Below are 13,026 nucleotides of genomic sequence, written 5' to 3'. Positions count from 1 at the left end.
GAGGTTAGCGTTTTGGATAAGCTGAAAACATTTCGTATCGTCGGATTTTCTGAAGGAATATCCTTTCTGTTATTACTAGGTATTGCAATGCCTTTAAAATACTTTTTCGAGTATCCTATGGCGGTTAGCATAGTAGGAGCCATCCATGGTGGTTTATTTGTCCTCTACTGTATGATGGTTGTGTATTTAAAGTTCAGTTATAATTGGTCAATTAAAAAAGCTGCGATGGGGATATTAGCATCCGTCCTCCCTTTTGGACCATTTGTATTTGACGCAAAGTTAATACAAAATTCGTAAATAAAAAAGAGTGAGTGAAAAGACTGATTTGCCTTTTCACTCACTCTTATTATATTTATGGTTTGTTTTACTTATTAGTTTTGCTATATACAAATGCAAGTATTAATGCGAAGCCAACGTGTGTCATGAGGTTCATAAGCTGAGCACCCGTGAATGCTTGCCCAATCATTACGCCCATACCGAGCATGGTTGGCATGAGTAACAAAGGTCCTACTACCCACAACACGATTCCATAAATGAGTGCTAAACCATAGAGATTCTTTCTTCCGGATGCGATGACGCCAAATCCTAATCCGAAAATCACACTAATCATTAAATGTACAAACCAACCAACTGCTACACTTTCGGAACCAACAAGCATCGCTACCATCGGCAGTTTCCCCATCATTTGCATGAAGATACCGAAAACAATTCCAGCAACAACACCACCAATCGCAGATGCTTTTAGAGATGTCCCCATCGACAATGTATTTGCCTGATTAACACTTTTCACTTCTGCCACCAAACTCACTCCCCTTTTCATAAGTTACTTTCATTATAAAAAGAATTAAAATAAATAACTGTAAGGTAAATTACAAAATATTCTCATAACGCCCTCCACATTTATGTGAAATGATCCCTTGGTCAATTTACGAAGATGCCTGTTTAGAAAATCTCTCGTATTAAAATGTTATATAGGCATTCGCACATTTCTAAAATCCAACTCATATACTGCAACAACTACATGCCAATCAAGGAGGTCCAAGATGCACCAGCACTACTATACGGTCATGAGGATGTTAGGTTACTGGCCGGAGCCACAACGTCAAAGTGGTTATGAATTAATTCAAAAATACGGAATGCCAGATGAATATACAACAAGTGCACTTATTTGGTACCACAGAGGTCCATGGAATAACATCAAACTATACAGAGTCTCTGTTCCACACGACTTTCCAACACCACATAAAGATTTCTTACAACAGACCATTAGTTACAAGATCCCAATTGAATTTTACGATGAATTAGCGGAATTTGACGGAAGTATTTATCCTGATCGAACGAAAGGAGAGGTAGCGGTAAAGTGTCACAATGAACCAATGAATATTTTGACCTTAAATTTAGTACACGATATCGTTACGAACAAACGGTCAGTTGAAGAAGCGAGGACATTTTACGGTCAAACTGCAGAAGCTTTTAATCAAGGTGATCAGAGTTCTCCATATGTTCAAAGGTTACTCTTTCCGAAACAAACAAATACAGCAGATCCTGATGTCGCAATAATATAAAGGCAACAAATTCGTGTTAGTACCAGTAAACACTTATAATAAAGGAACTATATATTTTAGGAGTACTAGCATTGAAAAAATTTATCATCATACTTACATCTGTCCTAATCCTTGTATTTATCATTTTAAAAAGCGAAGATTTCATCAATTTGCTTACAAGTTCTAATATTGATCGCGTTGTACGGTATGTAGAATCTTGGGGAATCCTTGCACCAGTAATCAGCATTTTACTGATGGTTTTTCAAGCGATCGCAGCACCCATTCCTGCTTTTCTAGTAACGAGTACAAACGGGCTCCTCTTTGGAATCTTTTGGGGTTCTGTCATTTCATGGATTGGAGCAATGTTAGGAGCTCTTGTTGCCTTTTATTTAGCAAAGAAACTAGGTTATGAATTCGTCAAAAAGAAAGTAAAACATACACGCACACTCAATAGAATCGATCAATTGAACGGTAAATATGGCTTCTGGATTGTGTTATTAGCTAGATTGATCCCTATCGTTTCTTTTGATTTAATTAGTTTTGGAGCAGGACTTGCGGGGATGAAGCTTAGGACATTCTTAATTTCCACTGGAATCGGGATGTTACCAGCAACGATAGCCTATACGGTTCTAGGTAATGATGTAAGAAACTTAGAAACGTTTAATGAACGGATGATTGTCATCGTTTTGATCTTGGGACTTGTCACCTTATTAGGATATTTCTTCAGAAAGAGATATATGAACGAAAAGCCAGGGAGCTAATCCGTAGAAAATCGGATTGACGCCCTGGTTCATTTTATGTACAGTTCCATATATTTGACAAAACATCAACAAATACTTATCGTTACTTCGACTTAAGAATCATTTTCTAAATGGATCATTTTATTAATTTCTTCCAGTTGATCACCTTTAATGATACAGTTACCATATATAATGATCGGAACATAAACTTCTCCAATCGAGTCTTGCAAATCTTTATGATACCTAGGCGTTTCAGATAAATTCCTTTCATTAAAAGTAATATTTAATTCTTCTAAATAATTCTTCACTTTCTGACATCGCGAACAACTATTAATTGTATAAACCACAGGCGTATTATGCATGACACACCCCCTATTCACCTTTATTCTATAAAGTTATACATAGATATGTATGTAATATATATTACTTTCCATTAAACCTTTAATCCTTATAATGGGAGTAGATATTGGAGGGTTCAAACAAAATGGATAAGCTTAAATATTTATCACAAATTAACTTATTTGAAGAAATGCCTATGAACGAATTAGAGGAAATTGATCGAATTTCTGATATGAAACCTTTGAACAAGGGAACAACGATTTTTACCCCAGAAACAAATATTCAAGCACTATATCTATTGAAAAAAGGACAAGTCCGCTTGTACAGAATGAGTGAAAATGGGAAACAATTTACAGTGGATATTTTAGGTGATGGAAATATCTTTGGTGAAACTGCTACATTTTCATTGTCAGAAGAACAAGATTATGCAGAAGCAATGTCTGACGTTTACCTATGCGTAATTGGTAAAACAGAATTCGAAAAATTAATTGAGCAAAACCCCAAGCTTGCGATTAAATTAATAGAGATTTTGTCCGCTAGACTAAAGGATATTTATGAAGTCAGTGAGCAAATTGCATTAAGAGATGTACGATATCGCGTCCTTTCTCTCTTATTGAAATTAAGTGAGAAATTTGGGAAAAGAAGTAAGGAGTGGCAAACGATTGATGTGAAAATCACGCATCACGATATTGCTACCATGGTAGGATCAAGTCGAGAAACGGTTAGTTCCATCATAAGTCAATTGAAAAAAGAGGGAATTATTAAGAAATCCATTATATCTTTGAAAATTAATGCGGAAAAAGCACAAAAAGAATTAGACTAGGTTACCAAACATGATTCATTCCTTACACCCATGTATAATCAAAACATCTGACCCTTAGTTGCTTATGGTCAGATGTTTTTTTACGGTTATCTGAAAAATCGTATATACTTTTCGGTGATTTTCGGTAAGACGCCTTCAAATAATTTTTCTCTCCAAAATTGGTTAGCCGCATTTTCTAAGATCGCACCGTGAGTTGGATATGGATGGATGACATTTGAAATGTCTCCTATCTTGTGCCCTTCTGTTTTCGCGAAAACAATTTCCTGCATCCAGTCCCCAGCATTACGACCAACTGCATGTGCGCCTAATATCTCGCCTTTTGCAGTTGTAATGACTTTGAGAAGTCCAACGTCATCCCGATCAGCAGCAAATCGATCTACTTCTTTGTTTTTTACTCTAAACACTTTGATTGACTTACCATACTTGTCCACCGCTTCTTTTTCAGTCATTCCAAGGTGGTATACCTCAGGATCTGTGTAAGTGACCCACGGTAAGTTATCATAATTAATTTTACCTTTAATACCGATTAAGGCATTGCGGACGACTAGCTTTCCTTCCATTCCAGCTGCATGTGTAAAAGGATACTTTCCGTTCGTATCTCCAACTGCGAATATATGTGGAACAGTGGATTGTAAGTGTTCATTAACGACAACATTTCCTTTTTCAAGCTTTACTCCAATTTCCTCTAGTCCTAAGCCATCCGTGTTTGGCTTACGACCTGTCGCAATAAGAATGGCATCTGTTTCGATGTCAAAGGCAGTTCCTTCTTTCTCAACGGTGAGTATTGTCTGGTCATTCTCATTACGCACACTTTTTGCTATGGAATTAAAAGAAAATGTAAGTTCTTGTTCTAATTCATGTTTAATGATTGGAATCAGCTCTTCATCTTCTCTTCCGAAAATACGATCTGATGTTTCCACAACAGTAACTTCAGAACCAAATCGGGCAAATGATTGTGCCATCTCAAGTCCAATCGGTCCGCCACCAATAACGACCATTCTTTTAGGAAGATCGTTCAAGTTGAAAATCGTTTCATTCGTCAAATAATTAACTTCTTCAATTCCTTTAATTGGAGGAATAAAGGGTCTGGAACCTGTTGCAATGACAAATCTTTTCCCACTCAAAATCTTCCCGTTGTCTAGCTCAAACTGTTTCGCACCAATGAATCGACCAGTTCGTTCTGAGAAAATGTCTACACCGAGGGATTCAAAGCGTTCATGACTATCATGATGTTGGATTTCTTCAATCGCTTCACGTACCCGTTGCATTGCTACAGATATATCCGGTTGACCACTTACAGTCATGCCGTATTTTTCGGAGGCCATTTTGATTGTATATACTTCTTTAGCACTTGTGATCAATGCTTTCGATGGTACACACCCGTAATGGAGACAATCTCCACCAAGGCGTTCATTCTTCTCTATCAAAGCTACATTTGCGCCTAAACTTGCAGCACCTGCAGCAACGGTTAGCCCTCCGGCACCGCCTCCAATTACGATCAAATCATACGGTTTCATCTTTAAGCACTCCTTCTTTTTTGTTGAGCCATTTCTTGCGCACCCACATCGGTATTACGGTTAAGATTGCAAATACAATGATTGCAAAAAGAATAATTTTCGGATCTCCACTCACTAAGCTGCTACCAAGGAAATTGTAGGCAAAAGTGCCAGGTATAATACCAATTAAAGTGCCTATAAAAAAGTCTCGGAACCGTACCTTTGAAACACCAGCAGTGTAACTAATAAGGTCAAAATTGAACAACGGAATGAATCTAAATAAAAGTACATAAAAGAAACCATTTTTCTCTAATTGTGATTGAATTGCTTTCCCTCGGCCTTTCCATTCCTTATTTGCAACGTTCTTTCCCAATTTCCTTGCGATAATGAAGGAGACTAATGCACCAGCTGTTGCTCCAAGGACAGTGTAGATTGTCCCAAAGAGTGGACCGAATGCGAGTCCACCTGTAATCGATAGAATTGACGCTGGAAAGAATATGAGTGGTCGTACAGTATAAAACAGCATGTATATAATTGGAGCAAAAATGCCAAATCCTATAATCCAATCTCGAATTTCTTTAGCGTCTAAATTTAGTTGTGTCGTACTAAACCACATGGCAAATACGACAAATACAGATATTAGTAACCATTTTAACCATTTATAATTAAACAAGGTTTTCATTACGATTCCCCTTTAGTTGTGATTTATATAATGGATGTCTGACTTTGAATATTGTAAATAAATCGGTTCACCATCTTCGAACTTTTGTTTAGATGGCAACGTAATGGTTTGATTTGTTGTCGGAATATGAATGTGATAAATACGTTCACCGTGTTCCATGCTCTTATTAACAACTCTACCTTCTACTTTGATCATTTCGTGTTTCGTATTCTTTTGAAAGACCTCTAAATCCCTTGAAGATATAAAGCCATCTTCTACTAACAATCCTTCTGAAAAGAAATGGGCAACAAACCGATTACTTGGACGTAGAGCTACCTCTTCAGGATGTCCAACTTGTTGTATTTCCCCATTATTCATGACAGCGATTCGATCACCCATAAACGATGCCTCCTCTTTATCATGTGTAATGAAGAGTGAGGTCACGCCTTCTGAAACGAGTAAATCGCGAACATACAACCGGAGATCATATCGCAAGGATTGATCTAGGCTACTAAACGGTTCATCCAATAACAATAGATCTGGTTTCATTACTAAAGCCCTGGCTAATGCAACTCTTTGTTGTTGTCCACCCGATAGTTCATATGGATATTTTGTTGTATGTGCAGTCATCTCTACCTTATCTAACATAGTTTGAGCTGATTGTATTCTTTCTTTCTTGGGAATTTTCTTCATCTTCAAACCGTAAGTAACGTTTTCTAATACTGTTAGATGTGGAAATAACAACGATTCTTGAAACATAAGGACAATTGTTCTATTTTCAGTTGATGTATCTCCATTCATTTGGATCGTACCTTCGTATTCTTCTAAACCCGCAATACATCTCAACAAAGTTGATTTGCCACACCCTGAAGGACCTACTATGCTTAATATTTCTCCTTTTTGAATGGATAAGGAAATTCGGTCTAAGACGGATACTGCTTCTTGATAATGTTTGCTTATATTTCTTAATTCAACGAATTTCTCCATATATTTAATTTCCTTTCGTCAAGGTTGTTTGATCATTGTTGTAACAGATTTGCAGACCAATTCAATACAGAACCAAAATAATATGGGTAGAAATGCAAAAAGCATTGTGAAAGCAGCCATAATAGATTGATTGGCACTACTGAAATATGGATAATAAATAATCGGCAATGTAGTAACCACACCCCCACCTATTATTGCTGTTAATGCGTATTGACTTAACGAAATCACGACCGTTAATACGATTGCACTTCTTATACTCGGCATTATTAGCGGAACAGTTATCGTCCAGAATTGTTTTAGTCGGCTTGCCCCAAGGACAGTCGCCTGCTCATACCATTTTAAGCCAATCCTTTCATATCCTGTTCTTAATATCCTAATTGCATAAGGTACTGTAGGTAACAAATGAACGAGTATGACACCAGATAGTGTATCTGCTAGGTTAAGCCTGATCATACTTAAATGGATTCCCATTACTATAAACAATAATGGGATGAGTAATGGGAGCATAAGTACCGTTTCTATAAAAGACTTTCCCTTAAACTGATCAAACGCTAACGCCCGTGCTGCCGGCAAGCTGATGACAATTGTTAACATCACGACAGAAGCAGTAATAATCATGGAATATTTTAACGCATGTGTGAGACTTGGATCGGCGAAAACTGCATACCAAGCATCGAGTCTTAACTCATTTGGGAATAAATCTGGCCACCTCCATTGAAACGAGATACTTTGGATCAGTACGAGCAAAACAGGTCCAACCGTTACAATTAATGAGACGACCAGTATCAAAATGGTTAATAATCTCCTTAACATATCTTAACTCCCTCTCATCAGACGGTGCCTATACTTTTGAATTGACGAATAAGAGATGGATGTCAATACTACGATCCATAGTGTAACGATAACCATAGAAGCAAATGCAAGGGGTCTCTGATCCCAATTCCCATCAAAGAACCATTCAAATGCCAAGACTGGCGTCATCTGAGGATAAGTTACACCAAGTAAATATGGCACTTCAAAAGCTGCAAAAATAAAGGCAAATAATATTAATGCAATTTCAACAAGTGTTGGCCAAAGAAATGGCCACTGAGCAGATAAGAAAACTTGTAGTTTATTTCCACCTAATGTAGTAGCTACGTCTTTTAAACGACTATCCATTTGCGCGTAGATAGGCAGTAACATAAGAACAACAAAAGGAATCTCTTTCCAAGTGTAGGTTAGAATGATCCCTACACCCTTCGAATCGTTTACTAAGTTGGGAAATTGGTCTAGTTGCTGTATAAGACCCATTTGCATGAACAAGCTAGACATCCATCCACTATCTGAAAAGATCATTACAATCAAGTAACCAGCAGCAAAGTGTGGAAATAACATAGGGATCCAAATGACAGCTTTCCATTTATCTTTTTGAAGATACGGATATAGGAAATGCGTGATCGCCATACCAATTCCCAATGCAAGTAGTGTTGATTGTAATGTGATGAATAGGCTATAAATCAAGGAAGTTTTAAACGCCTTTAAATGAATGAGCTCTATATAAGCATCAAAGGACCATTCGAGGTCCTTTTGAAAGCTTTGTAACATTCCATATAATGTCCCATATCCTAGTAAGCCTACTGTTAATACGAAAGCTGGTAATAGTAATAAATAAGGTTTTATTCGCTTATTTCTGAACAACTTCATCTAACCAATTCTCCTTAATCCAATCAATATAATTGGAATCAAGTTCTGGTAAATAAGCATCTTCTAATGTTTGAGTCGATAGAACGGTATCTCCTCGATCAAGAGCTTCCGTTTTTTCTTGAAATTCACTAGGAAGACTTTCTAGATCCAGTACCATACCTTCCCCCCACATTGAAGGGTCCATTTTGGCCAATTGCGCTTCTGGAGATTCCATGAAATTAATAGCTGTCATTGCTCCATCAGGATTCGGGCTGTTAAATGGAATACTTAAATAATGTGTGTTTCCAATCGATCCAACGTCTAGTACATATGATTTTGTGGATTTGGGAAATACGCCATCTTTAATTAACCCTTCCCCTCGAGCTTCATTGAAACCAAATGTAAACCATACTTCACCTTTACTATACATTTGGTCCAATTGAGATAATGACTCAGGATAGGTCTCTCCGTTCCTCCATAAATTAGGTGTAATTTCTTGTAAGTAACTCCAGAACGCCTCATCTCTTTCATCTAGCCATGATGGATCGGACGTTTCGTTTAATTTCGGATTTTTATCTGTCTTTTCATATAATAAATGCCTAAGGAATGCGTTACCACTGAAGTCTTTTGGATTAGGGTATGTGAATGTACCTGGATTTTTTTTGAGAAAGCTGTTTAATTCCTCAAAATTTCTAGGTGGTGATTGTACCTTTTTTGCGTCATACCACATGACAAACTGTACATTACCCCAAGGTGCCTCCATTCCATCAATTTTTGTCCCCATATCTGTTTTAATAAACGCTTTATCTTGATCAATAAATTCTTGATTATTAGGCAATTTAGAAGCGAAAGAGCCTAAGAGTAATTCATTTTCTTTTGCATTTTTGAAATTCTCTCCATTAATCCAGATGATGTCGATCGTCCCTCGATCTTTCCCAGCTTTCTTTTCGGTTTGTAACTTTTGAATGAATTCATTTGTATTCATTGGATGGCGCTTTAATGTAATGTTATGCTTTTCCTTTAATTTCGGAGTTACCCATTCGTCAATGTAACGATTAATACCGTTATCTCCACCCCACATAAATAAATTAACAGTAGAACCATTCGCATCTTTCTCAATCTGATTCCAGTCTTTGTTAAGTGATTCTTTTGACTGAGGATCTTTATCTCCACATGCAGCTAAGATGATCATAAGCGTCAATATGATCATGGTTAATTTGCTCTTCATACACATAACCTCCAAAGGATATTTGATTTTCTGTTGTATCCTATCTAATGTAAGTATAGTAAAAGTCATAAATGATATATGTAATTAATCTTACAATCTTACTTACGATGTAAGATGCATTACTGTTCTTTTCTCCAGAAATGGTTAAACTTAGTACATATCTAAGTATTCTTTATCGTTAGGTGGTATAACACAATGCTTGATACACATGGTAGAAAATATGTTCAACCATTCATTGAAAAAACAGCGGATTTCTTCCTGAAATTAGGGCTTTCTGCTAATCAAGTCACAGTTTTAGGGTTTATTATAGGCGTTTCTTCAGGGATTTTCATTTACTTTGGATATACGTTCCTTGCTGTGTTTATTCTATGGTTTTCAGGTTTCATAGATGCTGTTGATGGTACAATGGCTAGAAAAACAAAACCGTCATCATGGGGTACTCTACTAGACATCACATTTGATCGATTAGTTGAAATAAGTGTAATTCTTGGGCTTGCATTTAGATATACGAATTCTATGTGGGCTTTACTTCTCTTAAGTGTTTCCATTATCTTTGCAATGACCGTTTTCTTAACTGTAGGCGCATTATCTGAAAAAAACGGGATCAAATCTTTTTACTACCAAGCAGGTTTAGCAGAAAGAACAGAAGGTTTTATTCTCTTTTCACTGATGATGATCTTTACTGATTACTTAACTGTAATCACTATGATTTTCTTTGCAATCGAATTATTCACTACATTTCAACGTTTATTAGAAGCTAAAAGGTTATTAAAGTAAGGGTGATTATGTAAGAATTAGGTAATAACGAATGGAAGAGGTTGACGTAATATCGTCAACCTCTTCAAAGTTGATACTATTATATGTCTACATACATTGTTCTACTCTAACTCTACACCAAGTCCTTCTGCCATTCGATTTACAAAATTAAAATATGATGCGATTTGACAAATATCAAGAATCTCTTGATCTGAGCAACCAGTATCTCTCAGTACTTTCACATCTTGATCCTTTACACTACTTGGTTTTTTAGTCAATTTAACAGCGTAGTCCAGTATGGATATTTCTTTTTGGTTTAATTCCGCTAATTTGTAGTCACGTTTTATTTGTTCAACAAACTTTTCGTCTTTAACTAGTAAATGGAGCGCCGCCCCATGATGTTCTATTCAGTAGAAACATTCATTCGTTGTGGAAACGACTGTTGCAATCATTTCACGAAGTCGTCTTGGAAGAGGAGATTTACCAAACATAATGACACGGTAGTAATCTAAATGTGCTTCCAATGATTTTGGATTTAAGGAGTGGATCTTCAAAATATTTGCCATTTGACCATTGAAACGATCGTACAATTCCTTCATCTTTCCCTCAGCTTGATCACTTTCAATTACTTGTATTCTAGCAGTCATCTACATTCCCCCTTGTATTGTTAGTCTACCAATGTTTTATTGTTCCTTCGACTTTTTGGCTTTCATTTTCTCATAAATTAAATAGATATTTGCGCTAAAGAAAAATATTGAGTGAACGATGCTAAATTCTCGTCCATAAAAGTTTGGATCCCAATAAGAAATCGGTCCTCGAACAATAACATCATTCAGGGGATAAAAAATGGGCACAGCGTCTCTCACGTGTGTAAATAAATCGATGACTATATGCCCTAGCCAACCATATAAGAGTGCTTTCCAAGGTGACAATGTCCATTTTGTAATCAAGACGGTTATGATCATTATTGTAAGCCAAACGATTACCGAATGACCAAGTTGTCTTAATACGATGACAATCGGATGGTCAAACATTGCGTGGACAATGCTATGTAACTCGAAAGTGTTCTCTTCAATAGGATTCTTAATTGCCATAAATAAGAACATCACGTAGTAAATGATATCTGGTAAAATACTACCGAAGACGAAATACTTCACTAGGTGTTTCTTCTTTCGGAAAATAAAGTATGTCCAAAAGCCATGATGAATTGTGTTCATATAAACACCTCCAATATACCTCACTTCATAGTAAAGCAATGATACGGTACTTATACAGTAAGATAGATTACAAATAGAGCTGGCTGACACAATTAGTCAGTCCGTCTTCTTTTCAACACAATGGAACAAAACATTTGTGCTTAAAGTAACTACTAACTAAAATAATAGATGAACTAAATTTTAGGAGGGACAAGAATGGCAGAACATCATTTCTATTTAAAAGCAGAGTGGCCAGGATTGAGAAATGACGTTGGAGTTATTGAAACTGAAAAGTTGAAAACGGAAGTGTCTATACCACCTGAAATGGATGGCCCTGGTATAGGTACAAATCCAGATGAAATGCTTCTAGGAGCGGCAGCAACATGTTATATCATTACTCTAGCAGCGATGATGGAAAGAAGTAAATTAGAGAAAGTTACTTTAACAATGGCATCCGAAGGGATTGTGGATGTGACGAATCAAATCATTACATATAAGAAAATTATTCATCGGCCTCACCTCATTTTGAAAGAAACCACGAATAGTAAGGAGTACAAACTAGCTGAAAAATTAGTTATGAAAGCAGAACATGCATGTATGATCTCAAGAGCAGTCAAAGGAAACGTAGAAATATTGGTTGAACCCATCATTGAATATTAATGAAACAAGTCTTTAGCCCAATTTAGTACATGCTCATCTGTTTCAACGACAAATTCCTGACCTCTTGCAACTGACTGGAAATAATCCTCCTTCCAGCTTGCTGGTTGGTGGTAACTCATTGACTTTCCATAAAAACATTCAGGAAGATCCCAGCATGACTTTTTCATCCCTTTTTTTGTTAAAATATTTTGCTCTTGAAGGTTGAATGTTCCGAACCCACTGCGTGCTTTATCCCAACTTAAGGAATCACATGCAACGTAAATGGTGTTCCCTTTCTTATTTCTTTTTTCATGAGTTGTATGTGGATGGTTCTTCATCCATTTAGGTAATGTGGTTGAATGGTCAACTCGAAGTACATCTCCGACTTGTAAATATCCATATATAATATGTTTTCCATATTTGTCCTTTGGATCGAAAGTTAACCCATTCCCTTTTCTCACCGTTTTTCTGAACCAACCAAAGAATAGAAACAAGTCCCCTACATCCACATTTTGATTATCAAGGTGCCGCTGTGCTGCTCCTCCTTGACCAAATAATCCTTTCCAGCCCTTTTCTCTAGGTAGTGTATTTTGTTGTAAATCCGGATCTAAATGACAACTTGTATTTGGTTGCGGATGCATCCATCTGTTTTGGACTTTTATCTTCCCTTTAATTGAATTGATTACTTCGAGATACGATTTTCCACCGTATGTAAGGTCATGATACGAAATGTTGGAATCAGCATCTGGAATAGGGATAGATAATAATGTCCCATCTGGTAATATCGGACTCGGAAAGCCTCCCGACGATGAATCAAAGCCTTTTCTACTTAAAATGATTTTCAAGTTGACCTCCTCCTTCCGAATAATCGCTCTTATATTTATACACTTTTAGTATAAATCAAATCGGGTATTCCTTTCACGTCTCATGAATAGTATGAAACTATGGTTCAGAT

At 36.6% G+C, this 13,026-nt stretch carries 18 protein-coding genes; 6 read left to right on the top strand and 12 right to left on the bottom strand.

Annotated features, from left to right (window positions below; genetic code table 11):
* Nucleotides 1-12 precede the first annotated feature (12 nt).
* A complete protein-coding gene (locus tag L2716_RS06790) occupies nucleotides 13-297 on the top strand; it encodes a DUF3817 domain-containing protein (RefSeq protein WP_236333016.1) in 285 nt (94 codons plus the stop codon).
* Between the two features lie 67 nt (nucleotides 298-364).
* Here the strand turns inward: L2716_RS06790 and L2716_RS06785 are convergent, their stop codons facing one another.
* A complete protein-coding gene (locus L2716_RS06785) occupies nucleotides 365-799 on the bottom strand; it encodes a hypothetical protein (protein ID WP_236333014.1) in 435 nt (144 codons plus the stop codon).
* A gap of 244 nt (nucleotides 800-1,043) precedes the next feature.
* Between L2716_RS06785 and L2716_RS06780 the strand changes: the two genes are divergently transcribed.
* The gene (locus L2716_RS06780; RefSeq protein WP_236333012.1) at nucleotides 1,044-1,565 is read left to right on the top strand and encodes a hypothetical protein; all 522 of its coding nucleotides are present in this window, start codon (nucleotides 1,044-1,046) and stop codon (nucleotides 1,563-1,565) included.
* Between the two features lie 71 nt (nucleotides 1,566-1,636).
* Nucleotides 1,637-2,305, top strand: a complete 669-nt coding sequence (locus tag L2716_RS06775) for a TVP38/TMEM64 family protein (RefSeq protein WP_236333010.1) — start codon at nucleotides 1,637-1,639, stop codon at nucleotides 2,303-2,305.
* A 92-nt stretch (nucleotides 2,306-2,397) separates the two neighbouring features.
* On the opposite strand, the gene L2716_RS06770 is transcribed toward L2716_RS06775, so the two are convergent.
* Nucleotides 2,398-2,646 carry a glutaredoxin family protein gene (locus L2716_RS06770; protein ID WP_236333008.1) on the bottom strand — a complete coding sequence of 83 codons (249 nt, stop codon included), beginning with the start codon at nucleotides 2,644-2,646 and terminating at the stop codon, nucleotides 2,398-2,400.
* 122 nt (nucleotides 2,647-2,768) lie between these two features.
* On the opposite strand from L2716_RS06770, the gene L2716_RS06765 reads away from it, so the two are divergent.
* Complete coding sequence (locus L2716_RS06765) at nucleotides 2,769-3,446, top strand: Crp/Fnr family transcriptional regulator (protein WP_236333006.1); 678 nt, start codon at nucleotides 2,769-2,771, stop codon at nucleotides 3,444-3,446.
* An 86-nt stretch (nucleotides 3,447-3,532) separates the two neighbouring features.
* On the opposite strand, the gene L2716_RS18400 is transcribed toward L2716_RS06765, so the two are convergent.
* The 6 genes from L2716_RS18400 to L2716_RS06730 are packed head-to-tail and all read right to left on the bottom strand — an operon-like array spanning nucleotide 3,533 to nucleotide 9,480.
* Nucleotides 3,533-4,963 carry a dihydrolipoyl dehydrogenase family protein gene (locus L2716_RS18400; protein ID WP_329610102.1) on the bottom strand — a complete coding sequence of 477 codons (1,431 nt, stop codon included), beginning with the start codon at nucleotides 4,961-4,963 and terminating at the stop codon, nucleotides 3,533-3,535.
* Nucleotides 4,950-5,624: a TVP38/TMEM64 family protein gene (locus tag L2716_RS06750; protein WP_236333004.1), complete on the bottom strand. Its 675-nt coding sequence runs from the start codon at nucleotides 5,622-5,624 to the stop codon at nucleotides 4,950-4,952. Before L2716_RS06750 ends, L2716_RS18400 begins: the two co-directional genes overlap by 14 nt.
* A 12-nt stretch (nucleotides 5,625-5,636) precedes the next feature.
* Nucleotides 5,637-6,590, bottom strand: a complete 954-nt coding sequence (locus tag L2716_RS06745; RefSeq protein ID WP_236333002.1) for an ABC transporter ATP-binding protein — start codon at nucleotides 6,588-6,590, stop codon at nucleotides 5,637-5,639.
* 18 nt (nucleotides 6,591-6,608) lie between these two features.
* Entirely contained in the window at nucleotides 6,609-7,403 is a 795-nt protein-coding gene (locus L2716_RS06740) for an ABC transporter permease (protein WP_236333000.1), read from the bottom strand.
* A 3-nt stretch (nucleotides 7,404-7,406) separates the two neighbouring features.
* Nucleotides 7,407-8,273 carry an ABC transporter permease gene (locus L2716_RS06735; RefSeq protein ID WP_236332998.1) on the bottom strand — a complete coding sequence of 289 codons (867 nt, stop codon included), beginning with the start codon at nucleotides 8,271-8,273 and terminating at the stop codon, nucleotides 7,407-7,409.
* Nucleotides 8,254-9,480 (bottom strand): ABC transporter substrate-binding protein, encoded by a 1,227-nt coding sequence (locus L2716_RS06730; RefSeq protein WP_236332996.1) that lies wholly within the window; start codon nucleotides 9,478-9,480, stop codon nucleotides 8,254-8,256. Before L2716_RS06730 ends, L2716_RS06735 begins: the two co-directional genes overlap by 20 nt.
* Nucleotides 9,481-9,675: 195 nt before the next feature.
* Here L2716_RS06730 and L2716_RS06725 point away from each other — a divergent pair, with 195 nt between their 5' ends.
* Complete coding sequence (locus L2716_RS06725) at nucleotides 9,676-10,257, top strand: CDP-alcohol phosphatidyltransferase family protein (protein WP_236332994.1); 582 nt, start codon at nucleotides 9,676-9,678, stop codon at nucleotides 10,255-10,257.
* Between the two features lie 101 nt (nucleotides 10,258-10,358).
* Here the strand turns inward: L2716_RS06725 and L2716_RS18480 are convergent, their stop codons facing one another.
* The 3 genes from L2716_RS18480 to L2716_RS06710 form a co-directional block, all read right to left on the bottom strand.
* Nucleotides 10,359-10,514, bottom strand: a complete 156-nt coding sequence (locus L2716_RS18480) for a carboxymuconolactone decarboxylase family protein (protein ID WP_236332993.1) — start codon at nucleotides 10,512-10,514, stop codon at nucleotides 10,359-10,361.
* 129 nt (nucleotides 10,515-10,643) lie between these two features.
* A complete protein-coding gene (locus L2716_RS18475; RefSeq protein ID WP_236332991.1) occupies nucleotides 10,644-10,883 on the bottom strand; it encodes a carboxymuconolactone decarboxylase family protein in 240 nt (79 codons plus the stop codon).
* Nucleotides 10,884-10,919: 36 nt separating this feature from the next.
* Nucleotides 10,920-11,453 (bottom strand): zinc dependent phospholipase C family protein, encoded by a 534-nt coding sequence (locus L2716_RS06710; protein WP_236332989.1) that lies wholly within the window; start codon nucleotides 11,451-11,453, stop codon nucleotides 10,920-10,922.
* Between the two features lie 195 nt (nucleotides 11,454-11,648).
* Here L2716_RS06710 and L2716_RS06705 point away from each other — a divergent pair, with 195 nt between their 5' ends.
* Complete coding sequence (locus tag L2716_RS06705) at nucleotides 11,649-12,092, top strand: OsmC family protein (protein WP_236332987.1); 444 nt, start codon at nucleotides 11,649-11,651, stop codon at nucleotides 12,090-12,092.
* Here L2716_RS06705 and L2716_RS06700 read toward each other — a convergent pair.
* The gene (locus L2716_RS06700; protein ID WP_236332985.1) at nucleotides 12,089-12,916 is read right to left on the bottom strand and encodes an Nmad3 family putative nucleotide modification protein; all 828 of its coding nucleotides are present in this window, start codon (nucleotides 12,914-12,916) and stop codon (nucleotides 12,089-12,091) included. The two genes, L2716_RS06705 and L2716_RS06700, sit on opposite strands and share 4 nt — an antisense overlap.
* Between the last annotated feature and the right edge of the window lie 110 nt (nucleotides 12,917-13,026).

Origin of the sequence: Pseudalkalibacillus berkeleyi (assembly GCF_021608225.1) — a bacterium.
In the GTDB taxonomy this organism is placed as follows: Bacteria; Bacillota; Bacilli; order Bacillales; family Fictibacillaceae; genus Pseudalkalibacillus; species Pseudalkalibacillus berkeleyi.
This window is presented reverse-complemented; position numbering and strand designations above follow the sequence as displayed.